Source organism: Agrobacterium sp. 33MFTa1.1, assembly GCF_004328495.1.
GTDB classification, from domain to species: domain Bacteria; phylum Pseudomonadota; class Alphaproteobacteria; order Rhizobiales; family Rhizobiaceae; genus Agrobacterium; species Agrobacterium pusense.
The window spans coordinates 2,097,606-2,124,119 of sequence record NZ_CP036358.1; the positions used below are offsets into that span (position 1 = coordinate 2,097,606).

20 protein-coding genes are annotated in these 26,514 nt (G+C 58.7%); 15 read left to right on the top strand and 5 right to left on the bottom strand.

Annotated elements, in window-relative coordinates:
• Positions 1–196 precede the first annotated feature (196 nt).
• Entirely contained in the window at positions 197–1,237 is a 1,041-nt protein-coding gene (locus EYD00_RS10650; RefSeq protein WP_004443525.1) for a dipeptidase, read from the top strand.
• 58 nt (positions 1,238–1,295) lie between these two features.
• On the opposite strand, the gene EYD00_RS10655 is transcribed toward EYD00_RS10650, so the two are convergent.
• The gene (locus tag EYD00_RS10655) at positions 1,296–1,589 is read right to left on the bottom strand and encodes a hypothetical protein (protein ID WP_004443527.1); all 294 of its coding nucleotides are present in this window, start codon (positions 1,587–1,589) and stop codon (positions 1,296–1,298) included.
• A gap of 276 nt (positions 1,590–1,865) precedes the next feature.
• Here EYD00_RS10655 and mprF point away from each other — a divergent pair, with 276 nt between their 5' ends.
• The 5 genes from mprF to EYD00_RS10680 all read left to right on the top strand — a co-directional run bounded on the left by mprF (position 1,866) and on the right by EYD00_RS10680 (position 10,808).
• Positions 1,866–4,466 carry a bifunctional lysylphosphatidylglycerol flippase/synthetase MprF gene (gene mprF / locus EYD00_RS10660; protein ID WP_004443529.1) on the top strand — a complete coding sequence of 867 codons (2,601 nt, stop codon included), beginning with the start codon at positions 1,866–1,868 and terminating at the stop codon, positions 4,464–4,466.
• Between the two features lie 11 nt (positions 4,467–4,477).
• On the top strand, positions 4,478–5,848 hold the full coding sequence (locus EYD00_RS10665; protein ID WP_034498668.1) for a virulence factor: 1,371 nt from the start codon (positions 4,478–4,480) through the stop codon (positions 5,846–5,848).
• 224 nt (positions 5,849–6,072) lie between these two features.
• Entirely contained in the window at positions 6,073–7,404 is a 1,332-nt protein-coding gene (gene telA / locus EYD00_RS10670; protein ID WP_004443532.1) for a telomere resolvase TelA, read from the top strand.
• Between the two features lie 332 nt (positions 7,405–7,736).
• Positions 7,737–10,130, top strand: coding sequence for a DUF1217 domain-containing protein (locus EYD00_RS10675; RefSeq protein ID WP_034498663.1), 2,394 nt, complete (start codon positions 7,737–7,739; stop codon positions 10,128–10,130).
• A gap of 288 nt (positions 10,131–10,418) precedes the next feature.
• Complete coding sequence (locus tag EYD00_RS10680) at positions 10,419–10,808, top strand: hypothetical protein (RefSeq protein WP_004443537.1); 390 nt, start codon at positions 10,419–10,421, stop codon at positions 10,806–10,808.
• 97 nt (positions 10,809–10,905) lie between these two features.
• Here EYD00_RS10680 and EYD00_RS10685 read toward each other — a convergent pair whose 3' ends face one another.
• The 4 genes from EYD00_RS10685 to EYD00_RS10700 form a co-directional block, all read right to left on the bottom strand.
• Positions 10,906–11,526 (bottom strand): outer membrane protein, encoded by a 621-nt coding sequence (locus EYD00_RS10685; RefSeq protein WP_004443540.1) that lies wholly within the window; start codon positions 11,524–11,526, stop codon positions 10,906–10,908.
• A 257-nt stretch (positions 11,527–11,783) separates the two neighbouring features.
• Positions 11,784–13,175: a sensor histidine kinase gene (locus tag EYD00_RS10690; protein WP_182590434.1), complete on the bottom strand. Its 1,392-nt coding sequence runs from the start codon at positions 13,173–13,175 to the stop codon at positions 11,784–11,786.
• Between the two features lie 35 nt (positions 13,176–13,210).
• Entirely contained in the window at positions 13,211–13,885 is a 675-nt protein-coding gene (locus tag EYD00_RS10695) for a response regulator transcription factor (RefSeq protein ID WP_034498660.1), read from the bottom strand.
• 195 nt (positions 13,886–14,080) lie between these two features.
• A complete protein-coding gene (locus tag EYD00_RS10700; protein ID WP_004443549.1) occupies positions 14,081–14,719 on the bottom strand; it encodes a TetR/AcrR family transcriptional regulator in 639 nt (212 codons plus the stop codon).
• A 143-nt stretch (positions 14,720–14,862) separates the two neighbouring features.
• Between EYD00_RS10700 and EYD00_RS10705 the strand changes: the two genes are divergently transcribed.
• The 9 genes from EYD00_RS10705 to EYD00_RS10745 all read left to right on the top strand — a co-directional run bounded on the left by EYD00_RS10705 (position 14,863) and on the right by EYD00_RS10745 (position 26,502).
• On the top strand, positions 14,863–16,899 hold the full coding sequence (locus EYD00_RS10705; RefSeq protein ID WP_004443552.1) for an NADH:flavin oxidoreductase: 2,037 nt from the start codon (positions 14,863–14,865) through the stop codon (positions 16,897–16,899).
• Positions 16,900–17,315: 416 nt separating this feature from the next.
• Positions 17,316–19,193: a TRAP transporter large permease gene (locus EYD00_RS10710; protein ID WP_004443556.1), complete on the top strand. Its 1,878-nt coding sequence runs from the start codon at positions 17,316–17,318 to the stop codon at positions 19,191–19,193.
• Positions 19,194–19,258: 65 nt separating this feature from the next.
• Complete coding sequence (locus EYD00_RS10715) at positions 19,259–20,269, top strand: TRAP transporter substrate-binding protein (protein ID WP_004443559.1); 1,011 nt, start codon at positions 19,259–19,261, stop codon at positions 20,267–20,269.
• Between the two features lie 75 nt (positions 20,270–20,344).
• Positions 20,345–21,148 (top strand): SDR family NAD(P)-dependent oxidoreductase, encoded by an 804-nt coding sequence (locus EYD00_RS10720; protein WP_004443560.1) that lies wholly within the window; start codon positions 20,345–20,347, stop codon positions 21,146–21,148.
• A gap of 1 nt (position 21,149) precedes the next feature.
• Complete coding sequence (locus tag EYD00_RS10725; protein WP_004443561.1) at positions 21,150–22,007, top strand: IclR family transcriptional regulator; 858 nt, start codon at positions 21,150–21,152, stop codon at positions 22,005–22,007.
• Positions 22,004–23,173 (top strand): acetyl-CoA acetyltransferase, encoded by a 1,170-nt coding sequence (locus EYD00_RS10730; protein WP_004443563.1) that lies wholly within the window; start codon positions 22,004–22,006, stop codon positions 23,171–23,173. The genes EYD00_RS10725 and EYD00_RS10730 overlap by 4 nt, the downstream gene beginning before the upstream one ends.
• Positions 23,170–24,810: an acyl-CoA synthetase gene (locus EYD00_RS10735; protein ID WP_004443566.1), complete on the top strand. Its 1,641-nt coding sequence runs from the start codon at positions 23,170–23,172 to the stop codon at positions 24,808–24,810. The genes EYD00_RS10730 and EYD00_RS10735 overlap by 4 nt, the downstream gene beginning before the upstream one ends.
• A gap of 31 nt (positions 24,811–24,841) precedes the next feature.
• Positions 24,842–25,621: an SDR family NAD(P)-dependent oxidoreductase gene (locus EYD00_RS10740; protein WP_004443568.1), complete on the top strand. Its 780-nt coding sequence runs from the start codon at positions 24,842–24,844 to the stop codon at positions 25,619–25,621.
• Complete coding sequence (locus EYD00_RS10745) at positions 25,618–26,502, top strand: PPC domain-containing DNA-binding protein (RefSeq protein ID WP_004443571.1); 885 nt, start codon at positions 25,618–25,620, stop codon at positions 26,500–26,502. The genes EYD00_RS10740 and EYD00_RS10745 overlap by 4 nt, the downstream gene beginning before the upstream one ends.
• The last annotated feature ends 12 nt before the right edge of the window (positions 26,503–26,514 follow it).

Sequence of the window (26,514 nt, forward strand, 5' to 3'; positions counted from 1 at the left end):
TGGTGGGTTTGCCCCAATCCAGTCGTTTTTTTTATGTTTTCCCGCGATTACCACGAGCAAACGAGGCCCGACCAATTCCAAATTTGGCAGAGCCTATGCACGGATTGCATTTGCTCCCGCCTTGACCTTTCCTCTACCAATTCCGAAAACTTGTCCGCAGGCGCGTCCGCGCAATCCCATTTCCGAAGGTGAGACCATGACTGATCAAAAAACCGTACCCGTCTTCGACGGCCACAATGATGTGCTTTTGCGGTTATGGCGATCGGGCAACGCTTCTCCCGAAACACTTCTGATCGAAGGCGATACCGTCGGCCATATCGATCTGCCTCGTGCAAAAAAAGGCGGCCTCGCCGGTGGCCTCTGCGCCGTCTATGTACCTTCGCCCAGCATGGATAAGGACGCCAACGGCGACTACCCGACGCCCACCGAGGCGGATGCGCTGAAGGCGACGCTTGCCATGGCGGGCCTTTTGTTCCGGGCCGAGAAGCAGTCAAAGGGCGCGCTGAAGGTCTGCCGCACGGCCGCCGATATCCGCAAGGCCATGGCCGAGGGCGCCTTCGCCTCCGTCTTCCATATCGAAGGCGCAGAAGCGATCGGTGCTGATCTCGATGCCCTCCACGTTCTTCACGAGGCGGGCCTGCGCACACTCGGACCGGTCTGGAGCCGCCCGAACATCTTCGCCTACGGCGTTCCCTTCCGTTTCCCCTCAACACCGGATATCGGCCCGGGCCTGACGGATGCCGGCAAGCGGCTGATAAAGACCTGCAACGAACTGAAGATCTTGGTCGACCTGTCGCATATGAACGAACAGGGTTTCTGGGACATCGCCAGGATATCGGATGCACCGCTGGTGGCATCACACTCCAACGCTTACGCAATCTGTAACCACAGCCGCAACTTGACGGATCGTCAGCTGGACGCCATCCGCGATACGGGTGGCCTCGCTGGCATCAACTTTGGTGTCTTGTTCCTGCGTCAGGACGGCGTGAAGAACCCGGATACCGATCTCAACGAACTCGTTCGCCATGTGGACTACATCGTGAACCGCATCGGCATCGATCACGTGGCGCTCGGTTCGGATTTCGACGGCACCACCATACCCGCCGCCATGAAGGATGCGGCCGATCTGCAATTGCTGGTCGAAGCGATGCGCAAGAGCGGTTATGACGACGTGGCGCTTGCCAAAATCTGCCACGGCAACTGGATTCGGGTGCTGGAAAAGACCTGGGGCGCGTGAGCCAAAAATAAAGTTTCATCCCCGGCGCAAAGCGCCGGAGACAGAAAGCGGCGGGCCTTCAGGCCTTTGCCGCTTTTTTCCTGCCGGTCGCACGGAAGGTCAGAAGCCCGGCCACCAGCCCGATCATGGCCCATTTCATCGGCAGCACGTCCGCCGTCTCGCTGCGGATCGGCAGCACGGTTACGGTTCCCGGCTGCGATTCATAACCCATCTGGCCCTTTGCCTTAGCCTCGGCAATCTGCTGCGGCGAAACGACCCATTCGGCACCGCGCATCTTGTCCACCGCCATGTATCCGGCGCCCGCCACGAGCGCGACGACGAGTGAAACGACTATTCTTGTGGGCGTGTTCATTGGTATCTCCTTCAATCCAAAGGAGCGTGTAGTTGCATCAAATGCCGCCACCAAGCAACCGGCGCGATCAATTTCGTCGCGTTTTCATCAAACTCGGAAATCGCACATTTCGTGGTTGCATTCATCGGAATATAATTGGCAAAATCATCCGGAAACCTGTCCAAACTTCACATCGACACGTCACGCATTTCTGCTAAGCAAATTTCCGCAACTGAAACGAATTAGCGACACAATCCTGTGGTTCGCCAACCGACGGGACGGCGCTGGAAAAGATAAATGGCAGACAAGAGCGAAATTACAGAGACCGATATTGCCGACTCCGCGGTTGAAAGCTTTTTTGCCAGGAACCGTGCCTACCTGACGGCCGCGGCCATAACGCTCATCTTCGTGATGATGACGTTTGCAATTTATCGTCTCACCTCGGAAGTAAGATACGACGATGTGATTGCGGCCCTTCTCGACACGTCTTTTTCCTCGGTTCTTCTTGCTATCGTCTTTACCGCGCTGAGCTTCCTGTCACTGATTTTTTATGATGCCAATGCCATCGAATATGTCGGCAAGAAAGTGCGGTTTCCGTCAATGGCGGTCACGGCCTTCGCGGCCTATGCCATCGGCAACACCGCTGGCTTCGGGCCGCTGAGCGGCGGCGCCATCCGCTTCCGCGCCTATTCCCGGCTGGGGCTTTCCCCGGGAGACATCGCACGGGTCATCGCCTTCGTCACGCTGTCGTTCGGCCTTGGGCTTTTGTCGGTGAGCGCGCTTTCAACCTTCATCGTCGCGCCCCGCATCGCCGCAATCATCGGTTTCGACCCGCTCGTGCTGAGAGGCGCGGCGCTCGCCGTCATCGCCATTCTCGTGGCCACGGCCTATATCGGGCGCAATGGCAGGGCGATACGCCTCGGCAAATGGCGGCTGCGCCTTCCAGACAGCCGTACGTCTTCGCGGCAGTTCCTGGTGTCTGCATTCGACATCGCCGCTTCGGCTTCCGTTCTTTACGTGCTCTTGCCGGAAACGCATCTCGGCTGGCCGACCTTCTTCGCGATCTATGCCACGGCCGTGGGGCTTGGCGTTCTCAGCCACGTGCCCGCCGGCCTCGGGGTCTTCGAAACCGTGATGGTTGCCGGTCTCGGCAATGCGATCAGCGTTGATCAGCTGCTCGGAAGCCTCGTTCTCTATCGCGTCATTTACCACGTGCTGCCGCTGGTGGTCGCCATTCTGGTGATGATCGTTTCGGAAATGAAGCAGTTTGCGGCAAAGCCCGTTGTATCCGATATCAGCCAGCTTGCCGTGCGGCTGGCGCCACCGCTGCTCTCCACATTCGCGATCATTCTCGGCACCATGCTGATTTTCTCGAGCGTGACACCGACGCCGGGCAGCAACCTGGATTTCCTCTCGAACTTCGTCCCGTTGCCTATCATCGAGGCCGCTCACTTTCTGACCAGCATTCTCGGCCTTGGCCTCGTCGTCGCCTCCCGCGGCTTGGGGCAGAGACTGGATGGCGCATGGTGGATCGCCCTCGTTGCGGCATCTCTGGCGCTCATTCTCTCGCTTCTCAAGGCGATCGCGGTTTTCGAAGCGATCTTTCTCGGCTTGTTCATCGTCGCGCTCGCCGCCAACATGCGCAGCTTCAACCGTCACGCTTCTCTGGTCAAACAGGCGCTCGGGCCAAGCTGGCTCGCGGCCATGGCCGTCATCGTCGCCGGCGCGGCCACCATCCTTCTCTTCGTCTATCGCGATACCGATTACAGCCATACGCTCTGGTGGCAGTTCGAATTCTCCGAGGAAGCGCCACGCGGACTGCGCGCCCTTTTAGGCCTCGTGCTTGCCTCCTCCACCATCGCCATCTTCAGCCTCATGAGGCCGGTAGCCTTCCGCCCGGATGCCATCAAGGCCGAAGATATCGCAAGTGCTACAGACATTGTCATGAAGCAGGATGCGGCCGATGCCAATCTGGTGCGCATGGGCGACAAGCACGTGATGTTTTCCGAAAGCGGCAATGCCTTCATCATGTACGGCATTCAGGGCCGCTCATGGATCGCGTTTGCCGATCCGGTCGGCGATGAAGATGATTTCCCTGACCTCGTGTGGCAATTCGTCGAAGGAGCCCGTGCCGCTGGCGCACGTGCCGCCTTCTATCAGATTTCGCCCTTCCTGCTGTCCCATTGCGCCGATGCGGGTCTGCGCGCCTTCAAGCTGGGCGAACTGGCCCTGGTCGATCTCACCGCATTCGAACTCAAAGGTGGCAAGCTTGCCAATCTTCGCCAGTCGCTGAGCCGCGGCGCGCGCGACGGGCTGACCTTCGAGGTCATCGAAAAGACCCAGGTGCAGGATGTTCTGGAAGAGCTGAAACAGGTTTCCGACGGCTGGCTCGCCCACCATAACACCCGCGAAAAACGCTTTTCGCTCGGTGCTTTCGAGCCGGACTACATTCTGTCGCAACCCGTTGCCGTGCTGCGCAAGGATGGAAAGATCACCGCCTTCGCCAATCTGATGGTGACGGATACGAAAAAGGAAGCCACCGTCGATCTCATGCGCTTTTCCCCGGATGCGCCGCGCGGCTCGATGGACTTTCTCTTCGTCAGCATCATGCAATATCTGCGCGAGGCCGGTTACGAGAGCTTCAATCTCGGCATGGCGCCCATGTCCGGCATGTCTAAACGCGACGCGGCGCCCGTCTGGGACCGGATCGGCAGCACACTGTTCGAACACGGTGAACGATTCTACAACTTCAAGGGGCTTCGCGCCTTCAAGGCCAAGTTCCACCCGAAATGGGAACCGCGTTACCTCGCCGTACAGAACGGTGCAGATGCCGCTCTGGCGCTGATGGATGCGACGGTTCTGATCAGCGGCGGTGTCAGAGGAGTGATCGGAAAATGAGAAGATTCAGCATGCTCAAAGCAGTTCTGGCCGCCTCCGCCCTGTTTGCATCCCCCTTGTTCGTTTCTGGCGCCGTTTTTGCTGAGGACAAGCCCGCATACGAAACCGGCATGATCCCCACCGGGCACATCATGGTGCCTGATGGCGACATCCTCGCCAGCGTCTTCCTGATTTCCGATGCGGACGGATGGTCGGCGGCCGATGAGACCCGCGCCAAGGCGCTGGTGGAAAAGGGCGCCGCCGTGGTCGGCATCGACTTCAAGGAATATCTGAAGGCGCTCGAGGCCGACGATGACGAGTGCATCTATATGATCTCGGACATCGAGTCACTCTCGCAGCAGATCCAGCGCACCGCCGGCACCAGCAGCTATCGCCAGCCCATCCTTTCCGGCATCGGCAAGGGCGGAACGCTGGCGCTGGCGATGATTGCGCAGAGCCCTGTCTCCACCGTGCGGGAGGCCATCGCCGTGGACCCCAAGGCCGGCCTGCCTCTCGAGAAGATCCTCTGTACCCCCGCCACCAAAGATAAAGTGGATGGCGAAACCGTTTATGGTCTGACCGACGGTCCCCTTCCTGCCCCCGTCAGCGTGCTGTTCACCTCTGCTGCGGATCAGAAGGGCCGCGACCACGTCAACGCGCTCGTGAAGCTGCATCCCGATATCGACGTGACGGATGTGGATGACAAGGCGGACGAGGTTCTGACCCAGACCCTCTCCGACCAGGTCGACGCCGCAGGCGACACCGACAGTCCGCTCGGCCTGCCGATCAAGGTTCTGGAAACCAGCCCTGTCATGGACACCATGGCGGTGATCTATTCCGGCGACGGCGGCTGGCGCGATCTTGACGAAGAAGTGGGCGGCGCCTTCCAGAAGGAAGGCATACCCGTCATCGGCGTCGATTCACTCCGCTATTTCTGGAAGGAAAAGAAACCACAGGAGGTCGCAAGCGATCTCGGCCGCATCATCGATACCTATCGCAAGGAATGGAAAGTCCGCAATGTGGTGTTGATCGGCTATTCCTTCGGTGCCGATATTATCCCCGCCACCTATAATCTGCTGCCCGACCGCGACAAATCGCATGTCGTGCAGCTGACCCTGATGGGTCTTTCCACCGAAGTGGATTTCGAAATTTCCGTCGAAGGCTGGCTTGGCGTGGCCGGCGAAGGCAAGGGCGGCAAAACGGTCGATGACATCGCGAAGATCGATCCGAAGCTGGTGCAATGCATATATGGCACGGAAGAAGAAGACGAAGACCCCTGCCCCGGCCTGAAAGCCAAGGGCGTGGAGGCGGTCGGCATCGAGGGCGGCCACCACTTTGACGAGGATTATGAAGGGTTGGCCAAGCGTATCGTGACGTCGCTGAAGACCCGGCTGTCGAAATAACGGCGTCTCACTCACCACCTTGACCCGGGCTACGACAGGAGCCCTCGACAATCCTTGGCGGCGAATGGACCGCCGACGCTTTTCCGCATCGCGCTTGCGGAATCGCCTAAACTATTATTCAAAAGAACCGGACTGCAGTGGATGTTGATCTATTTCTGCAACCCTGCTGCTGTTGATCGCAAACCATCGATTTATATATCCGGACCGGTTCAGGGAGCCGCCGCATGCTTTCCTCAAAACGAAAAACAAAAACGCCGGTCCTGGTGGAACGCATCGACCACTTTGTCGCACAGGTCAAAGAGGCGATGAAAAACGACGACGCCTCGCGCAACAGAAAGATCCGCGATCTGTGGGACGCCGAGGTCCGCTACCATTTCGACAATGGGCGCACCGAAAAGACTCTCGAACTTTACATCATGAAGTACCGTAACGCCTTGAAGGCCGAATTCGGTCCCAAGAGCACGCCGCTTGCCATTTGCAACATGAAAAAACTGCGCGAGCGGCTGAAAACCTACATCGAACGTGCCGACTATCCGAAAACGGGCGTAGCAACCTCGATCGTCGAGAAAATCGAACGCGCGGAATTTAATACAGCCGGCCGCAAACCCACCGTTCTTCTGCGCATCGCGGATTTCATTTCTGCGATGAACGGCATGGGCACGAAAGAAGAGATGCAGACCCTGTGGAATGCTGAAATCAGCACCATGAAGGGCAGAGCCCAGACAACGATCATCTCCTACATCACCAAATATCGCAACGCCATCCGCGAGGCGTTTGGCGACGATCACCCGATGCTGAAAATCGCCACCGGCGACGCTGCGATGTATGACGATGCGCGACGGGTGAAGATGGAGAAGATCGCCAGAAAGCACGGCGCGCTGATCACCTTCGAGAATTACCGCCAGGTTCTGAAGATCTGTGCCGACAAACTCCTGTCAGCCGATCCCCTGATGATCGGCATCGGCCTGATCGGCATGACCGGACGCCGACCCTACGAAGTCTTTACCCAGGCGGAATTTTCGCCTGCTCCCTATGGCAAGGGCATTTCCAAATGGAGCGTCCTGTTCAACGGCCAGGCCAAGACAAAACAGGGCGAGGGAACGAAGTACGGTGTGACCTATGAGATCCCGGTGCTTGCCCGCTCGGAAACCATTCTTGCCGCCTACAAGCGCCTGCGCGAAAGCGGGCAGGGAAAATTGTGGCACGGCATGTCGATCGATGATTTTTCATCGGAGACGCGCCTGCTGCTCAGGGACACGGTTTTTAACCTGTTCGAAGATCTCTGGCCGAAGGAGGAGCTTCCCAAGCCCTATGGTCTTCGGCATCTCTATGCGGAGGTGGCCTATCATAATTTCGCACCTCCCCACGTGACCAAGAACAGCTATTTCGCCGCCATTCTCGGGCATAACAACAACGATCTCGAAACCTCCCTCTCCTATATGACCTACACGCTGCCGGAGGATCGAGACGATGCGCTTGCACGGGCAAAGCGCACGAACGAGCGGGCATTGCAGCAAATGGCCGCCATTGCGCCGGTTTCCCGCAGCAATCCATAACGCAGCCGCTCCTGCCTTGCGGCCAAGCACGCGATGGATAACCCAACGCGCAGGACTGTCCCCGCGGAGATTTCGACATGTCGTTGCGCCCCGATCCGGGCGCGCGCTCCTGTTCCCCTGCTTTGGATAAACCGCCGATTTTTCTACCACTTCCAGCGACGATGTATTGTACCGACACCGCTACGAACAAAAGAACTAAATGAATCAATATTTTATAAATTAAACACTAAAGAATTATATGAAGTATAAATTAAATAAATACAGCCACACGCAAGTTATATCCGAGACAATATTGACAGTTTTCACAATTGAATATTGTCCGGAGGCTTGGGGTGCTGCCCGCATATACAACTTACACCCTCTATAATCGCGACCTGGCATCGTCACTGAAACGCGTCGCAAACGATCCGATCGTATCGCGCGACGCCAAATATTACGCCGACAATATTGGCAAGATCAAAAATCTCTATGAGTTTCTGAAGGACCACAGGCTATATTCCTACGCCATTAAGGCCTATGGCCTCGGCGAGATGACCTACGCCGCCGCCTTCATGAAGAAGGTGCTGGAAAGCAATCTCAACGACCCGAACAGTTTCGCCAACAAGCTGAAGGACACCCGCTACCGCGACTTTGCGGCGGCGTTTGATTTCGGCACTATCAAATCGGAAAAAACGGTTCAAACGCAAACCCAGCAGGACCGACTGGTTGCCGCCTATCACGATGCACACAAACAACGAGACGACGAACTGAAGGAGGAAACGCGGTATTACAACATCGTCATCGACACGGTCGGCCATGTGGATGACATCTTCAAAAACACGCGGTTGCGGGACTATGTTTTCAAATCCTTCGGCATCGACGCCGAAGCCTTCAACTACAAACATCTGCGGGATGTTCTGACCAGCGATATCAGCAGCGCCGACAGTTACGTCAACAGAACCTACAAACCTCTGGTCGAGGAATGGCAGGCAAAGACCGCCGATCTGCGCATCGAACGCGCAAAAGTCCCCTCCGCCGATAAGGCGTCGCTGGCCAAAATCGATTATCTGCTCGGCCAGTACAACAAGCGCATCGCCAATGCACACAAGCTCTTCGAAATGGCGGCAGCGTTTAATTTCCGCGATGACGGTTTCGTGGATGACGGCACGAAAGCGCAGACGGCAACCCAGAAGCGGCTGATCAACGAAACCTATGTTTTATCGTATCCTCGCCTGACGCAGACCGGCGCAGTTCTCAATCGCGACTTCTTCGCGCAAAAGATGGACGAGATTATCGATGCCGGACAACTCATATCCAATTCCCGTCTTAGAACGATGTTGATCGTCGCCTTCAACCTCAGGGACGACACCGATACCGACAAGAAAATCCAGTGGGCGCTTCGCGAAAATCCCGACGATCCGCAAAGCGCGCTTCACACCGAGAAGGACAAAGGCTTCATCGATCTTGCGAGAGCGTTCAATTTCGACGGGGAAGGCAAGATCGCTGCCGGAAAGACGATCCAGACCGCCGCCCAGCTCAGTACGATGATGACACTTTATTTTAGCCGCTACGACGACGCACAGGAGGCGGCGGACCAAAAGACGATCAAGGACTACAAACGCTATATCGGCCTGACGAAAAACCTGGAGGACTTCCTCTCCGCTGCACCGGCAGCCGTTACCATTCGCAATTTCGCGCTGAAGGCATTCAACATCAGCCCCGAAGAGGTTTCCACGTTCAAGTTGAAGAAGGTCTTCACCAGTGACCTGTCGGACCCGAAAAGTTATGTCCGCAGCCTCAAAGACGAAAGATTCGTTCGACTGGCGAAAGCCTATAATTTTGATGCCGAAGGCAGGATTGGCTCGCCACGGCTGGCCCAGGCCGAAAACGAGATTACCCGTATCTCCCGGAACTACGTTCTCGAAATGACCCGATGGAACACGGCCTCGAAGAGCAGGGAGGCAACAGGCAAGCAGGATGAGGAACTCGCCGCCTATCGCCAGAAAAACAGCAAAGACAAGATAAAGGAAAAGGCAAAGACGGAGGCCGCCTATTACCGCCAGCAGATGGAGACGTTGGAAACCGTTGATCAGTTGCTTGCCGATCGCCGTCTGGTGGATTGCATGCTTGTTGCCGAACGCATCGACCCCAAATCGGTCAGCACCGATTATCTGAAAAAGATATTCAAATCCGACCTCAAGGACCCGAAAAGCTTCGCCAACACCGAAAAGGATCCCCGCTTTCGCGCGCTTGCCGGTTCCTTCAACTTCGACACCAAGGGGAATATTCGCGCGACAGCCAGCCAGCATGTCCAGAACAACCGCGGCCTGATGGAAACGCGTGACAAATACGTTCGGCAGACGCTGGAGGAAAGGGCGGGAGAAGAAAACGCCGGTTTTCGTCTTGCTCTCTATTTCAAGCGGATGGCCGGCGGCATTTCCAATGCCTACGACATACTGGCTGACAATGCGCTTTCGGAATTCACCCGCACCGCCCTTGGAATTCCCGCGGAAACCGCGAATTCCAAGGTCGAGATGCAGGCAAAGATGATCGAAAAGAAACTGAAGATGAGGGACCTGCAGGACGCCGGCAAGATCGACAAGCTGATTGACCGCTTTTTGCTGAGGTATGAAATGAACAATTCACCTTCCGATCCCCGTCTCGACTTGTTCGGCAATGGCAAAACGTCCATCAGCGGCAATACGCTGGCAACCCTCGCCCAGCTTCGGAACGCCCGCAGCCGCTAACTCGTCTGCCTGAAAAGGCTGGCTGGCTCTCGGATGGAAGCTGATACTGGCTCCGGCGGCCAGTGTCAGGGCGGTCAAACCTGCCCGTAGCCCTGGTGCTGTAGAGCAGTATCATCACAGTCAACAACAGCCTGTCAGCGCACCAAAGCCGAAATTCCGTTCAGGTGCGCCCCGCTGAAGCACGGGCCCGTCGAGACGACCGTCCATCGCGCCGTCTGCTAGTGTAATGTACCTGCAATGACCTGTTCCTATCCCTGCTGAAATTTACCGCAGCTGAAAGGAATTCCCATGTCCGACAGGTCATCACTTGCAGTCCCGCCAGCAATCACCCTCATCGCCGCCACATCGCTCTTGCTCACAGCCTGCGCATCAACCGTGATGAAAACTTATGTCGGCGCACCCATCACCAGCGTGATGCTGGACTATGGGCCGCCTGACAATGTCTATAGCCTCGGCCCCGGCCAGCAGGCCTATCAGTGGCGCAAGAACAAGACGCAGGTTGTGGCCGGATCATCAAGCGGCGAGGTCCGCTCGACGCGGCATGGCGAGCGTTACGAAGTGTCCGAAACGCCTGGTTATGTCGAGCGCATCGATTGCTACTACACTTTCTACACCCGCGGTTCCGGTAACGACTGGTATGTAACGAGCTTCCGGCAACCCTCACTCGAATGCGAATGAACCTCTTACGGCCCCCTCGCCGTTCGAGCCATTTCCCCTTACCGCCGCTTCGACCCGAAAGCGGCGGTCTTATGCTTCTGGGGCACATGTCAGCGGATCAGAAACGATAGTTCAGGCCCGCCTTGACGACGTGATCGCTGACATCCGTCTTCGATCTGCCGCTGGAGGTCGTCGTCGATACATTTCCCGTGTTCACGTAGTTATATTCAAACTTGGCCGACAGGCCGCCGCCGAAACTCTGTTCGACACCCGCTCCCACGAGATAGCCCCGCTTCCAGTCATCCGGTCCGGTAACGCCGTTTCCATCCTTGAATTTCGTCGTGGTCAGACCTGCGGTGCCGTAAAGAAGGGTACGATCAAGCGCCACACCGGCCTTTAGCTTGGCGGCGCCACGAAAACGCTCTCTCAGGCGGCCATTCGGCACCCGCGCCTCGTTGCCGAGATACGAGCCCTCCAGCTCCGCCCCGACGACACCGGAGCCGAACTGGAAATTGTAACCGGCCTGTACGCCACCCGTCAGACCACGGCCACTGGCCAGAGGATTGACTTTTGGTGAGGCGACGCCGCCATGTGCGCCGATATAAGCCCCATCCCAGGAAAAGGCTGGCGGACTGCTATAATCGAATTGCTGCGCATTGTAGTTGGCAAGATCAGCGGAATAGGCGCTCGGTGCCGCCATAATACTGATGGCAACAAGCGATTTTGCAATGAACGACATGAATGACTCCAGACGAAACCAGGGGCGTCTCAATCTGAGGCGCCAGGGTTTCCGTTCGCGTTGAAGAACCGGAAACCGGCTCCCATGGTCTCCTGTGCGAATGAGCGCAGCAGATACGGGCATTTTCCGCGCGAGAATTGCGCCTGGATTACACGCGCCTTTTTTATTTAAATATAATTGTTATTTTTCATGTGCTTATACCTATTTCTTTAATCTTATTTTAAGAACTTCAAGAGTCCGGACTTCCCGGAGGCGATTCATGGCCCCGCACCGCTCCCTGGCGTGACGGAGCGGATCTCCAGCCGAACGCAGAAGCCGGGATCAAGGTCGAGGAACAGCACCCTGCCCCCATGCAGCTCAGCCGCTTTCTGCACGAGATTGAGGCCAAGGCCGGCACCGGAGGAGCTGGTGTTGATGCGATGGAACGGTTCGAACACCTGCTCGCGTTCGTCAACGGGTATGCCTGGACCTTCATCGCAGACATCTATGGTTCCTGCTGCACCCACCCGGACGACAATGGCGCCCCTGCCGCCGCCGTGATCGATGGCATTGCGGATGAGGTTGACGACCGCCATCTCAATGATCGACGTCTGGACCGTCAGCAGGGCTTCTTTTTCGCTCGGCTCGAAATCGAACTCGTAACCGGCATCCATCGCAATCGGGGCAAGATCGGTCGCGATGCGTTCGACGAGAACATTCAAATCCTGCTCTTCCGCAGGCAGGTCTACCGCGCCCACCGCCTGCATTTCGAGAAGCTGGTGTGCGACGCGGGTAAGCCGGTCGATATCCGCCCGCAGCTGCCGGCTCAGCGCGTCATCGGGAAGAAGATCGGCGCGGACGCGCACGATCGCAATCGGCGTCCTCAGTTCATGGGCGGCGTCGGCCAGGAAGCGGTTGCGGCGATTATAGCCCTCGTCCAGTTTCGAGAGGGCAACATTGAAGGCATCCACCAGCGGAATGATTTCACTCGGCACCTTCGAGCGAGCGATACGGGCGGACCGGTTCTCAAAATTGATCGACTGCGCTTGGGTGACCGTTTCCATGAGGCCACTCAGTGAACGGCCGACCGCACGTGGGGTCACCAGCAACGTCGCAATACCCGTCAGCAGCAACATGGGCACCACAGCCACAAGAATGATGAACCCAATTCCCGGCAGCACGGTCAACCAGCGAATGGCACCATCCGCATCCTTTTCCAGATCCAGCTGTATGTTGATCCAGATATTCACGCCATCATTCGCGAGACCTTTTTCCGTCCCGGCAATAAACTGCAGCCGTCCGGCGGGCGTATCGCGGTTCTCCATCGTGGCCCGGACTGTTTCCCCAGCCTCCAGACGCGCCCTTTCGATGCCCAAAGGAAATGCGCCCGTCACGACGGAAGTGGGGATATCTCCATATCGAAGGACGATTCCTTCCGCGTCCCGCACCATGAACCAGAGGTTGCGATAGCGCTGTTTCAGCGCCTCCAGATCGGGTGTAGCCGACACCTGTGTCCGCCCCTGCCCATCCTTTGTCACGCTTTCCGCAATGGTGCGCACAGCCTCTTCATTGGCGCCTTCCAGCCTTGGATCGATGGTCCAGATCCAGCCAACGAGAAGAACGACGAAGAGAACGAGCAAGAAAGCCTGCAGGACGAGAAGGCGCTTCATCAGCCCCCAACGCAGGGATTGGTTGTGCTGCGAACTCATGACTTTGCCCGAATGAGATAACCGATATTGCGCACGGCTCTAATCTCCACCGCGGCTCCCGCCTGCGCCAGCTTCTTCCTGATACGGGAGATGTGGGCATCGAGCGCATTGGACTCGATCTCGTCGTCGAGCGTATAAACCGCCTCGATCAGGTTGGACCGCGTCACGATACGGTTCGGGCGCCGCATCAGGGCTTCGAGCGCCAGATATTCCCGACGTCGCAACTCGAGGATGGAGCCGGCAACGCTGACTTCATTGCTTCTTTGATCAATGCTCAGATTTCCGAAAATCGCATATCTGTCGGAAATGGAAGGGCCGCGCCTGTGAAGGGCCCTGAGGCGGGCGAGCAGTTCCTCTATCGCAAAAGGCTTGGCGAGATAGTCATCCGCGCCGGCATCCAGCCCGTCAACGCGGTGATCGACACTTCCAAGCGCCGTCAGGACAAGGATCGGTACGGAATGTTTGCTGCGGCGAAGCGCCGATACAAGGTTCAGCCCCTCACCATCGGGCAGGCGGCGATCTAGGACAAGCACATCGTAGGAGCCGTCACGCGCAAGGACATCGGCATCGCTGATGGTACTGACATGATCGGCAAGCACATCGCGCCGGCGCAAGGCTTCGAGCAGCGCACGCGCCATTTCGGGTTCGTCCTCGAGAAGCAGGATTCGCAATGACTTTCCCCCAAAGATGAGCTCTTGCCATCCCCACCACTGATTGGTGAATGTTGCAGATAGATTGCAGCCCGGCCGCCCCTTCTTCTTGTACCATCCCAAACGGCGTAATCCGACTGGCATCGAAGGCGTTGGCCGCGCCACTTATCGCTGTCCCGAGGGTTGTCCGCGCTTGTCGACATCCGCACGCAGGGGTCAGGCCCCGGGGCCTGGCCTGTATCCGTGCCTCGCATAAAAACGATCAAGCTCCCGTTGTTGCGGCACCTCGCCGGTATAGATGGCGATGTAATCCGCAATTCTCTTCATCCGCACTGCCACATCTTCCTCGGCCTGCATGGAAATGTAGCCGATCTGCACAAGATAAGTGGTGCGGGCGCGCACATCCGCAGTATTTTCGGGATGGCCGAAACGGACGAACATGCGCGAAAGCGCCTCCATTCTCACAGCATCCGCCTTGCGAACCTCGGCAAGGGTATCATCGGACTGCAGCGCCCAGCTGCGCACCGCGAATTCGAATTTGCTGTCAAAAAGCGAGGGATCCAGCCAGCAATCGAAGACGTTCAGCATCGCCTCGGCCAAGGTTTCCGCGTAGGCCTCCGATTGCCTGAGGATGCTTCCCGTGTTCTTGTCGCGCCAGCGGGACAAAAGCGCCGCCAGCAACTCCTCCCGATCCTTGAAGAACCAGTAAAAGCTGGTGCGCGAGAGATTGAGCTTCTTCGCCAACGGCAAAATCTTGACGGAATCCACCCCCGATTCCAGCAGGGACTCGTAGGCGGCCTCAAGCCAACCCTCCTGCGATCCACGCCAACCGGTTTCGTTTAATGTCGCGTCCATGACAGTTGAGTACCAAATCAGTCCCTGCGCGACAAGGCGAGGCGTACACTCTTGTCTAACTTATAGACACTGGTGTTTTGTTAATTGACACATATGTACATTTTCTCTTAGCCTCGCACCATACCCCCCCTTGGAGCAGGCCCATGTCGAACGATCCCCTTCTTCAACCCTATCAGCTGAAGCACCTGACGCTGCGCAACCGTATCATCGTGACGTCGCATGAGCCCGCTTATCCGGAAGACGGCATGCCGAAAGGGCGTTATCGCGCCTATACCGTCGAGCGTGCGAAAGGCGGCGTGGCGTTGACGATGACCGCAGGCTCAGCCGCCGTTTCGAAAGACAGCCCTCCCGTCTTCAACAATTTGCTCGCGTACAAGGATGAAATCGTTCCGTGGATCAGGGAAATGACCGACGCCGTCCACGAGGCGGGGTCGGCAATCATGATCCAGCTCACTCATCTTGGCCGGCGCACCCGGTGGGACAAGGGTGACTGGCTGCCGGTGCTCGCACCTTCACACCAGCGGGAAGCCGCTCATCGCGCCTTTCCGAAAAAAATCGAGGATTGGGATATTGAGCGTGTCATCAAGGATTTCGCCGACGCCGCCGAGCGTATGAAGGCTGGCGGCATGGACGGGGTGGAGCTGGAGGCCTATGGTCATCTCATCGATCAGTTCGCCTCCCCGCTGACCAACGAGCTGGATGGCCCCTATGGTGGCTCGCTTGAAAACCGCATGCGTTTCTGCCTCGACGTTTTCCGGGCGATACGCAGGCGCGTGGGTGAGGACTTCATCCTCGGTGTTCGTTACACCGCCGATGAATGTCTGGAGGGTGGCACCGGAAAGGCAGAAGGCCTCGAAATCTCCAGACTGCTGAAAGAAAGCGGTCTGATCGATTATCTCAACGTCATCAGGGGGCATATCGATACCGATCCCGGCCTGACCGACGTTATTCCGATTCAGGGCATGGCAAGTGCGCCGCACCTCGATTTTGCCGGGGAAATCCGTGCAGCGACACGTTTCCCGACCTTCCATGCCGCCAAAATTCAGGACGTTGCCACAGCCCGGCATGCCATCGCCACCGGCAAGGTGGACATGGTCGGCATGACCCGCGCGCACATGACCGATCCGCATATTGTGCGCAAGATCATGGAAAAGCGGGAGGACGATATCCGTCCCTGCGTCGGCGCTAATTACTGTCTCGACCGCATCTATCAGGGCGGCCTTGCCTTCTGCATTCACAATCCGGCAACCGGCCGCGAGGAAACCATGCCGCACGCCATCACCAGGGCCGCGAAAAGCCTGAAGGTGGTTATCGTCGGCGCCGGGCCGGGAGGCCTCGAAGCCGCAAGGGTCTGTGCCGAACGCGGCCATACGGTCGTGGTCTTCGAGGCAGCCAGCCATCCGGGCGGGCAGATTCGCCTCACCGCGCAGAGCGAACGCCGCCGGGAAATGACCGGCATCATCGACTGGCGCATGAGCCAGTGCGAAAAGCTCGGCGTCGTCTTCCACTTCAACAGCTGGGCGGAAGCGGACACGGTTCTCTCGCAAAAACCCGATGTGGTGATCATCGCCACAGGCGGACTGCCGCATACCGAGGTGCTGTCTAAGGGCAACGAACTGGTCGTCTCCGCGTGGGATATTATTTCCGGAGACGTCAGGCCGGGTGCCAATGTTCTCGTCTATGACGACGCGGGAGACCATGCCGGCCTTCAGGCGGCCGAGCTCATCGCCAAGGCTGGCGGCAAGGTGGAAATCATGACACCGGATCGCTCCTTCGCCCCTGAAGTCATGGCCATGAATCTCGTTCCCTATATGCGCTCGCTGCAAAAGCTCGACGCCACATTCACCGTCACTTACCGGCTGGAAGCAGCCGAAAGAAGCGGCAACCAGATCGTCGCCCACGTCGGCAGCGACTATGGCGGCATTTCCAGACAGCGCACCGTCGACCAGATCGTCGTCAATCACGGAACAGTCCCGCTGGACGAACTGTATTTCGAACTTAAGCCCGGCTCGACAAATCTCGGGGAGGTTTCCTATGACGCGCTGCTCGCCGGAGAGGCTCAGACCGTCGCGCGCAATCCGACAGGCACATATCGGTTGTTCCGCATCGGCGATGCCGTCGCGGCGCGCAACACCCATGCGGCGATCTACGACGCCCTGCGGCTCGCAAAGGACATTTGAGGCGCGGGTCGCGTTGCGGCCCGGCCCCAGGGAGCATCGAGGGATCATTCGATGACGACGATGTTCACTTCAGGCAGGATGGCGGCTGTCGCCCGGATCATCGCACAGGCACAAGCTCGAATGGGCCAAAGTAGGATCCACTATATGGACCTCTATACGCGAGTCTAAAACTGCGTAATTGCGGCCTTTTACTATTGATTTTATCATTCTTCCTGTGTATCCCGAACGTATGGTTTTGTAACGGTCCATATCGTGGAGGCGATATACCGATACGCTCAGACTTTTGGAGGGGTCTGGCCGGTCTTGCGATGACAGATATATCCTGATGCCGGCCATGATCGTGGCTGGGGCCCGGACATTCTGCCTTGCTGACCACCATCCATTGCGAAGGTTGTTCTGCGGGAGAGGAGGCCCCAATGACCATGACCGCAAACGCGAATGACGACGTCTTTGTGCTCGACGGCGAGCTACTGCACACGGAGCCGGTAACTGGCTCGTGGTTCATGCGGCCGGTCGAGGCCATGGCAGCCATTCTTTTGGCGCTGATGATCGGCCTGCTTCTGCTCGGCGTGACATCACGTTATGCCTTGCATCTGCCGATTGTCTGGATCGATGAAACGGCGTCGTTGTGCTTCCTGTGGTTTGCCATGCTGGGTGCGGCCATTGCCATCGACCGTAGCGAGCACCTGCGCCTGACGCTGTTCCTCAACATGTTTCCGCAGCGTTTTCTGGGTTACATCAATTCTTTGGCGCTGGTGCTGGTGGCGACATTTCTTGCGGCTATCATCAAGCCCGCAATCGAATACGCCATCGAGGAATGGGTCGTCACATCGGCGGCGCTGAACATTCCCATGACTTTCCGCGCCGCAGCCCTGCCATTCGGCGCCTCCCTGATGTTGCTCCTGGTCATGAACAACCTCTTCCGGAGGGAAAGGCTGCGGGACATCGTCGCTGCTATCGTCACGGTTGCGGTGGCTGCCGGCCTGCTGTTTCTGGCGTCGCCCACACTGGAATCCTTTGGCAATTTTAACCTGGCGATCTTCCTCGGCCTGTTCGTGGCGGTGTTTCTGGCGCTCGGCGTGCCCATTGCCTTCTGTTTCGGCCTTGGAACATTGTCCTATCTGACTTTCACCACCTGGGTTCCGATGATCGTTATGGTCGGGCGCATGGATGAAGGAATGTCGGGCATCATTCTGCTGTCGGTGCCGGTATTCGTGCTGCTGGGCTGCGTCCTTGACGCAACCGGCATGGGCAAGGCGATCGTCGAACTGCTGTCCTCGATGTTCGGCCACATCCGCGCGGGCATGTCCTATGTTCTGCTCGGTTCGCTGTTTCTGGTCTCGGGCATTTCCGGCTCCAAGGTTTCAGATATGGCAACGGTCGCACCTGCGCTGTTTCCGGAAATGAAGCGACGCGGCCACAAACCCAAGGAAATGATCGCACTGCTGGCCACCGGCGCCGCCATGGCGGATACCGTTCCGCCGTCCATCGTTCTCATCGTCCTCGGTTCGGCAGCGGGCGTGTCGATTGCCGGCCTGTTTACCTCCGGCTTCATGATCGCCATGGTGCTGCTTCTGGTGCTGGCGGTATTGGCACGGTGGAAAGCGCGCAACGAAAACATGGATGGCGCCAGACGCACTCCGTGGCCGCTGGTCGGCAAGGCGGCACTGGTTGCCGCACCCGCTCTGGTTCTGCCTTTCCTCATCCGCAGCCTTGTGGGCGGCGGTGTGGCAACGGCGACCGAAGTATCCACCATTGCAGTGCTCTATGCCATGATTATCGGCGCGGTGCTTTATGGCGGGATCAGCCTGAAAAAACTCTACTCCATGCTGGTGGAGACAGCGGCGCTCTCGGGCGCGATCCTGCTGATCCTCGGCTGCGCCTCCGCCATGGCCTGGGGTTTGACGCAAAGCGGTTTCGCCTTCGAATTGACCGCGATGATAACCGACCTGCCGGGCGGCTGGATGACCTACATGATCGTGTCGATCCTGATCTTCATGATCCTCGGCTGCGTGCTGGAAGGACTGCCTGCAATTGTTCTGCTCGCGCCGATCATGTTCCCCATTGCCCGCACGCTCGGCATCAACGACATCCATTATTCGATGGTCGTGGTGGTCGCCATGAATATCGGCCTGATGGCGCCGCCCATCGGCATCGGCTTCTACATTGCCTGCAAGATCGGCAATGTCTCGCCCGATGAAGCCATGGGTGCCATCTGGCCCTATCTCGCAGCCATGGTCATCGGCCTGCTGCTGATTGCCGGAATTCCGGGTCTGTCCACAATTCTGCTCTGACACCGTGGCGGGTCCGCCCGCCATGCCGACGAACGACACGTGCTTTTATTTGGGAGGAGAAAGCAATGATCATCAACAGACGTACCATGCTCGCGGGCGCCGGTTCTGCCGTTCTTGCCACCGCATTCGTATCGCGCGCACGCGCCGCGGAATTCAGCTACAAATATGCCAATAATCTGCCGGCTGCGCACCCCATGAACGTGCGCGCGAAGGAAGCGGCCGATCGTATCGAGAAAGAAACCGACGGGCGGGTCAATATCAAGATATTCCCCAGCAGCCAGTTGGGGGCCGATACCGACATGCTGAGCCAGGTGCGTTCCGGCGGCGTTGAATTCTTCACGCTCTCGCCGCTGATCCTGTCCACGCTGGTACCAAACGCGTCCATCAGCGGCATCGGCTTTGCCTTCCCGGATTATGATTCCGTATGGGCGGCCATGGACGGCGATCTCGGCAAATATGTACGCGGTGAAATTGCCAAACAAAATCTCGTCGCCATGGATACGATCTGGGACAACGGTTTCCGCCAGATCACCAGCGCATCGAAACCCATCACCACGCCTGCCGATCTCGAAAGTTTCAAGATCCGCGTGCCGGTGAGCCCTCTCTGGACCTCGATGTTCAAGGCCTTCAAGTCGGCTCCCGCTTCCATCAACTTCGCGGAAGTCTACACCGCGTTGCAGACCGGCGTCGTCGACGGCCAGGAAAACCCTCTGGCCATCATTTCCACCGCGAAGCTCTTCGAAGTGCAGAAGTTCTGCTCGGTTACCAATCACATGTGGGATGGTTTCTGGTTCCTCGCCAACAAGCGCGCGTGGGAGCGGCTGCCGGACGACCTGCGCACCATCGTTGCCAAGAACCTCAATCAGGCCGGCAAGGATGAACGCGCCGACGTGGCGAAGCTCAACGCCTCGGTGAAGGAAGACTTGATCAGCAAGGGCATGGCCTTCAACGATACTGACGCATCGCTCTTCCGTGCAGCCCTCAAGGAAGCCGGATTCTATTCCGAGTGGAAAAGCAAATATGGCGACGAAGCCTGGGCCATTCTCGAAAAGGCCGTTGGCGCCAGCCTGACCTGACCGGTCAGCAAATAATCGGTCCCGCCGCAAGCGGGGCCGATCCGATCACTTCTGGCTGTTTTAATGGAGACTGTTTTGACAGGTCGCCTGACGGGAAAACGCGCGCTTGTATTTGGCGCAGGATCATCGGGGCCGGGCTTTGGCAATGGCAAGGCTGCGGCCGTGCAATTTGCCCGTGAGGGCGCGCGCGTGGCCTGTGTCGACCTCTCCGCCGGCGCGGCTGAAGAAACCGCGCAGATCATCCGCGAAGAAGGTTTTGAGGCAATCGCCGTTGCCGCCGATGTCACGAAGCTGGAATCCGTATCAGCGGCAGTTGCACGAACCTGCGATGCCTTTGATGGCATCGACATCCTGCACAATAATGTCGGCGTGACGCATATGGGCGGGCCGGTGGAGCTGGATGAGGAGCGCTTTCGCGCCTCCGTCGATCTCAACATCGGCTCTGTCTATCGCACCGCCAAGGCTGTTCTGCCGGTGATGCTGAGGCAGGGCGGCGGCGCCATCGTCAATATTTCCTCACTCGCCTCGATCCGCTGGACCGGCTATCCTTATTTCGCCTATTACGCCATGAAGGCCGCGGTCAACCAGGCCACCGTGGCGCTGGCGATGCAATACGCACGGCAAGGTATTCGCGCCAATTGCGTTCTGCCGGGCATGATCGATACGCCGCTGATCTACAAGCAGATCAGCAACCAGTACGCCTCCGTCGAGGAAATGGTGGCGGCGCGTAATGCCGCGGTGCCCGTGGGGCGCATGGGTGATGCCTTCGATATCGCCCGCGCCGCCGTTTTTCTGGCATCCGATGAAGCAAAATTTATCACGGGCATCTGCCTGCCGGTCGACGGCGGCCAAAGTTGCGCAGTGGGGGCGTTTACCTGATATGGCCACGGTGGTTGCGGCGGAAAACGATCTGACAGGGGCACGTGCCGTGGACCGGGCGCTGGCGCTGCTGTCCATGGTGGGGCGGCACGCCGAACGCGGTGTGTCGCTTTCCGGCATCGTCGCCGAAAGCGGGTTGAACAAGCCAACGGCCCGCCGCCTGCTGCTGGCGTTGATCCGGGCAGGCCTCGTGGAACAGGACGAGGAGACACGCCGATATTATCTCGGCGAGGAAGCCTACGTGCTGGGCAGCCTGTCATCACGCCGTTTCGGATTGTTGCAGATGGCCCAGGACGGACTGACGCGTATTTCCCGCCGTACCGAGGATTCGAGCTTCCTTTCGGTACGCCGCGATACGTTTTCTCTCTGCCTCTATCGCGAGGAAGGCACCTGGCCCGTGCGCACCCATGCGCTCCAGGCCGGTTTCGAGCACCCGCTGGGTATCGGCGCCGGATCTCTCGCCATGCTGGCCGCCCTGCCCGATGCCGAAGTGGATAGCGTCATCGCCGCCAATAGCGGCCTCATCGCCGCGAATTATCCCGGCATCACGCTCGACGGGCTACGCCGTGATGTCGAATTGACCCGGGCGAACGGCTACTCGCTCAATCCAGGCCTCATCCTTTCCAATTCATGGGGTATCGGTGTCGCAATCCGCACGCCGGATGGAGCGGTGGCGGGAGCGTTGAGCATCGCCGCCGTCGATAGCCGCATGCGGCCGGAGCGTCAGCCAGAACTGGCGGCGCTGCTGCGCGAAGAGGTGACACGTATCGAAACACGCATCGCAGAAATGATGGCCAGCCGCGCACGCACGCGCGGAGACGGCGAACCGAAGCGACAGGCAAGGAGAACGAGCAAATGAGCAAAGCGCAGATCGTCGGCTGGGCGCATTCGCCTTTCGGCAAATCGACCCTTGAAAATACCGAACAGCTGATGGCGTCAGTCGTCGCGCCGGCCATAGACCATGCGGGCATCGACGTTGGCGATATCGACGGCATTTTTGTCGGTGTGATGAACAATGGTTTCTCGAAACAGGATTTTCAGGGCGCCCTGGTGGCAATGGGTGATGAAAGACTGGCCTATACGCCCGCCGTGCGCTTCGAAAATGCCTGCGCGACGGGATCGGCCGCCCTGTACAGCGCGATGGATTTCATCGAGGCGGGGCGGGGCCGCATTGCGCTCGTCGTGGGCGCCGAAAAAATGACGGCGCTTCCCACCGCCGAGGTAGGCGACATTCTGCTCTCTGCTTGCTACCGCGCAGAAGAGGCCAATATCCCCGGCGGTTTTGCCGGCCAGTTCGGTCGCATCGCCCAGGCCTATTTCCAGCGTTATGGCGATCGCTCGGAGGAGCTTGCGATGATCGCCGCCAAGAACCACGCCAACGGCGCGGTCAATCCCTATGCCCATATGCGCAAGGATTTCGGCTTCGAATTCTGCAACACCGTGTCCGATAAGAACCCGTATGTCGCAGGCCCGCTACGCCGTACCGACTGCTCGCTGATTTCCGACGGCGCGGCGGCCATCGTTTTGGCCGACGAAGAAACCGCAGCCAGCCTCCACCGGGCGATCGGCTTTCGGGGCAGAAAACAGATCAATGACATTCTGGCGCTGAGCCGCCGCGACCCGCTGGCCTTCGAGGGCGCCCGCCGCGCATGGGCCGGCTCGCTGGAACTTGCGGGCGCTACGCTCGACGACCTTTCTTTCGTTGAAACGCACGACTGCTTCACCATAGCTGAACTTATCGAATATGAGGCCATGGGGCTCGCAAAACCAGGCGAAGGGCACCGGGTCGTCCACGAAGGCACCGCGCTGAAGACCGGCCGTTTGCCAATCAACCCTTCGGGGGGACTGAAATCGAAAGGCCACCCGGTCGGAGCGACCGGCGTTTCCATGCATGTAATGGCAGCGATGCAGTTGATGGGCGAGGCTGGAGACATGCAGATCCCCGGCGCCTCGCTTGCCGGCGTTTTCAACATGGGCGGCACCGCGGTTGCCAACTATGTTTCGATCATGGAGCGCGTGAAATGAGGACACCTGGCCCCGTGCAGCATCCTCCGGGCGGTGTCACACCATCAACCACGCGGGTGATGAACCTTTCGCATTTTCTGACGCAGGCCGCGCGCCGCAACCCGCATCATATCGGCTTCGTCTGGGGTGAAAAGACCTGGAGCTGGGCGCAAATGGAAGCCCGCGTCGACGCCATGGCGCATGCGCTGGTCAATGAATTCGGTGTCGTCAAGGGTGACCGTATTCTGGTGCAGTCTTCCAACAACAACCAGATGTTCGAATCGATGTTCGCCTGCTTCCGGGTGGGCGCGGTGTGGGTGCCGACCAATTACCGCCAATCGCCAGATGAAGTCGGCTACCTGGCGAAGGCCAGCGGCGCACGCGGCATGATCTGCGCCAGCGCTTTTCCCGAACATGCGAAAGCAAGCCGTGAAGCCGCAGCGATCGATTTCACCATCGCCATCGGTCAGGCGGAATTCGGTGAGGATTATGATGCGATTGTCGCCCGTCATCTGGGTCAGAAGGTCAAGGGCGAGGCGGTGGATCGCGACGATCCCTGCTGGTTCTTCTTCACGTCCGGCACCACCGGGCGCCCCAAGGCGGCGGTGCTGACCCACGGGCAGATGGCCTTTGTCATCACCAACCATCTCTGCGATCTGATGCCCGGCACGGGAACAGGCGACGCATCCATCGTTGTCGCTCCGCTTTCGCACGGCGCGGGCATTCACCAGCTGGTGCAGGTGGCGCACGGGGCAAAGACCGTGCTGCCGGCAGCGGAAAAACTCGATGTCCCAGCCGTTTGGGCGTTGATCGAGAAATGGCGTGTCACCAATGCCTTCACCGTGCCGACCATTCTGAAAATGCTGGTCGAAGACCCGTCCGTGGATCGTTTCGATCATTCCTCGCTGCGCTATGTCATCTATGCCGGCGCGCCGATGTATCGCGCCGACCAGAAACGGGCATTGGCAAAGCTCGGTCCGGTGCTGGTGCAGTATTTCGGCCTCGGCGAAGTCACCGGTAATATCACCGTGCTTCCCCCTTCCTTCCATAGCGCAGAAGACGGTCCGGAAGCGCGGGTCGGCACCTGCGGGTTCGACCGGACAGGCATGGAGGTGCAGATCCAGAACGACGCAGGCGAAGAGGTGGAGGCGGGAGAAACCGGCGAGATCTGCGTCATCGGTCCCGCCGTCTTCGCCGGTTATTACGACAACCCCGACGCCAATGCCAAAGCCTTCCGCAACGGCTGGTTCCGCACCGGCGATCTCGGCCACCGCGATGAAAACGGCTTCGTTTACATCACCGGGCGCGCCTCCGACATGTATATTTCCGGCGGCTCGAACATCTATCCGCGCGAGATCGAAGAAAAAATTCTCATGCATCCCGATATCAGCGAGGCGGCGGTTCTGGGTGTGCCAGATGCGGTGTGGGGCGAAGTGGGCGTGGCGGTCTGCGTGGCGAGAGAAGGCGCTGACATCACCGGCATCGACCTCAAGGCCTATCTGGAAGGCAAGATGGCCCGTTACAAGCTGCCCAAAACAGTCGTGTTCTGGGATGCCATGCCAAAATCCGCCTATGGCAAGATCACCAAGAAAATGATCCGCGAAGAGCTGGAAAGGCGTGGCCAGATGCCGGTTTTCGAGGAAAAGCGGACAGGCTGACGCGCGCGGCATTCAACCGGGAGGAGAGGGTATGACACAACGGACGGCAGGGACAAAAGGAGCTGTCGCGATCACCGGCGGAGCATCCGGCATCGGTTTTTCCACCGCGCAGCTGCTGATGGCGCGCGGATGGCAACCCTGGCTGCTGGATCTCAAGCGCGAAGCGCTGGACGCGGCCTGCGAGAAGCTCGGTATCGACGCCTCGCGTGGCATCGTGTGCAACGTGGCGGATGAAGCGTCGATAGAGGAGGCATTCGCCGCATTGACGGTGAATGGCGTTGAACAGGCGGTTGATCTGGTGGCCGTCGTCAACAGCGCCGGCATCGGCATCGACAAGCTTTCCGTCGAGACCAGCGTCGAAGAATTTCGCCGCATCGTCGACGTCAATCTCGTCGGCAGCTTCGCGGTGGCTCGCGCGGCGGCGCGTTACTGGCTGGACCGTGAGATTCCCGGCTCCATCGTCAACATCAGCTCGGTTTCCGGCATGTGTGGCAACCGGGGCCGCAGCGCCTATGGTGCCTCGAAAGGCGGCGTCAATCTCCTGACGATGGTGATGGCGAACGAGCTCGGACAATCGGGCATCCGCGTCAATGCAATTGCACCCGGCCCGGTCGATACACCGCTGACCCAGGCGGTCCATACCGAGAATGTTCGCGATCAGTGGCATAGCCGTGTTCCCATGCACCGCTATGGCAGAACCGATGAAATCGCCTCTGCCGTGGCGTTTCTGGTGTCGGATGATGCGAGCTACGTCAATGGTCAGGTTCTTGCCGTGGATGGCGGCTTCATCACCGCGGGGCTGGCGGTATGACGCCGATGGCACAGGCAGCGCTTCCGCGCAGCATCGTCCACCCCGGGCCGGAGACACCCGAGCGCTTTCGCGCCATCGGCTGCCGTGCCCATCCCGTCACGTTAACCGTCCGTGCGGGCATGTGCGTCAACGAAGCGATTGCCGCTGCCTTTGCGGAACGGGGTTTCGAGGGTGGCTACATCAGGCTGAAAAACGTGCCGATGAAGCGGCTGGAATACGTTATGCCCGCGGCCGCTCCTGATGCCTCCCATGCGGCCTGGTACAGCGAAACCTTTTCCATGCCTGAGGGCACGATCATCGATGCCGGCCTTCATATGGGACGTCGCGATGGCCAGCCGTTTCTGCACTGCCATGGTTCGTGGAAAAGTGCTCAGGGCGTCGTCTCCATGGGACACCTGCTTCCCTTCGAAGCCGAATTTGCCCAAGAAATACAATTTGAGGCGCTGGCGCTTGACGGAGCGATCCTCGACGCTCGGCAGGATGAGGAAACGAATTTTCCGCTTTTCACACCCATCCCCCGGCCGCGTAGGCATCAGGATGCGGGACTGAGGGCGCTTTTATGCACTGTTCGGCCTAACACCGACATCTGCCTCGCCCTCGAAGCGGCCTGCACGGAATTCGGCCTGCCGGAAGCCGATGTCAATGGCATTGGAAGCCTTATTGGCGCGGACTACGATGACGGAACGACCATTACCGCCTACGCCAGCGAAATCCTTATCCGCGCAGGCCATATCAGCTCCGACAGTGAACGCACGGCGCTGGATATTGCGATGGTCGATCTCACCCGCCACATCAGCGGCGGGCGGTTGGTGCGCGGCAAAAACCCCGTTTGCGTCACCTTCGAACTTCTTCTGACGGAGAAACGTGAGGCCGCAGCTTGAGCGGCGCAGGGA

Excerpts from the sequence above, each read along its gene's own strand:
- EYD00_RS10650 (WP_004443525.1), top strand. The coding sequence starts at position 197 with ATGACTGATCAAAAAACCGTACCCGTCTTCGACGGCCACAATGATGTG.
- EYD00_RS10655 (WP_004443527.1), bottom strand. The coding sequence starts at position 1,589 with ATGAACACGCCCACAAGAATAGTCGTTTCACTCGTCGTCGCGCTCGTG.
- mprF (WP_004443529.1), top strand. The coding sequence starts at position 1,866 with ATGGCAGACAAGAGCGAAATTACAGAGACCGATATTGCCGACTCCGCG.
- EYD00_RS10665 (WP_034498668.1), top strand. The coding sequence starts at position 4,478 with ATGCTCAAAGCAGTTCTGGCCGCCTCCGCCCTGTTTGCATCCCCCTTG.
- telA (WP_004443532.1), top strand. The coding sequence starts at position 6,073 with ATGCTTTCCTCAAAACGAAAAACAAAAACGCCGGTCCTGGTGGAACGC.
- EYD00_RS10680 (WP_004443537.1), top strand. The coding sequence starts at position 10,419 with ATGTCCGACAGGTCATCACTTGCAGTCCCGCCAGCAATCACCCTCATC.
- EYD00_RS10685 (WP_004443540.1), bottom strand. The coding sequence starts at position 11,526 with ATGTCGTTCATTGCAAAATCGCTTGTTGCCATCAGTATTATGGCGGCA.
- EYD00_RS10690 (WP_182590434.1), bottom strand. The coding sequence starts at position 13,175 with ATGAAGCGCCTTCTCGTCCTGCAGGCTTTCTTGCTCGTTCTCTTCGTC.
- EYD00_RS10700 (WP_004443549.1), bottom strand. The coding sequence starts at position 14,719 with ATGGACGCGACATTAAACGAAACCGGTTGGCGTGGATCGCAGGAGGGT.
- EYD00_RS10705 (WP_004443552.1), top strand. The coding sequence starts at position 14,863 with ATGTCGAACGATCCCCTTCTTCAACCCTATCAGCTGAAGCACCTGACG.
- EYD00_RS10710 (WP_004443556.1), top strand. The coding sequence starts at position 17,316 with ATGACCATGACCGCAAACGCGAATGACGACGTCTTTGTGCTCGACGGC.
- EYD00_RS10715 (WP_004443559.1), top strand. The coding sequence starts at position 19,259 with ATGATCATCAACAGACGTACCATGCTCGCGGGCGCCGGTTCTGCCGTT.
- EYD00_RS10725 (WP_004443561.1), top strand. The coding sequence starts at position 21,150 with ATGGCCACGGTGGTTGCGGCGGAAAACGATCTGACAGGGGCACGTGCC.
- EYD00_RS10730 (WP_004443563.1), top strand. The coding sequence starts at position 22,004 with ATGAGCAAAGCGCAGATCGTCGGCTGGGCGCATTCGCCTTTCGGCAAA.
- EYD00_RS10735 (WP_004443566.1), top strand. The coding sequence starts at position 23,170 with ATGAGGACACCTGGCCCCGTGCAGCATCCTCCGGGCGGTGTCACACCA.
- EYD00_RS10740 (WP_004443568.1), top strand. The coding sequence starts at position 24,842 with ATGACACAACGGACGGCAGGGACAAAAGGAGCTGTCGCGATCACCGGC.
- EYD00_RS10745 (WP_004443571.1), top strand. The coding sequence starts at position 25,618 with ATGACGCCGATGGCACAGGCAGCGCTTCCGCGCAGCATCGTCCACCCC.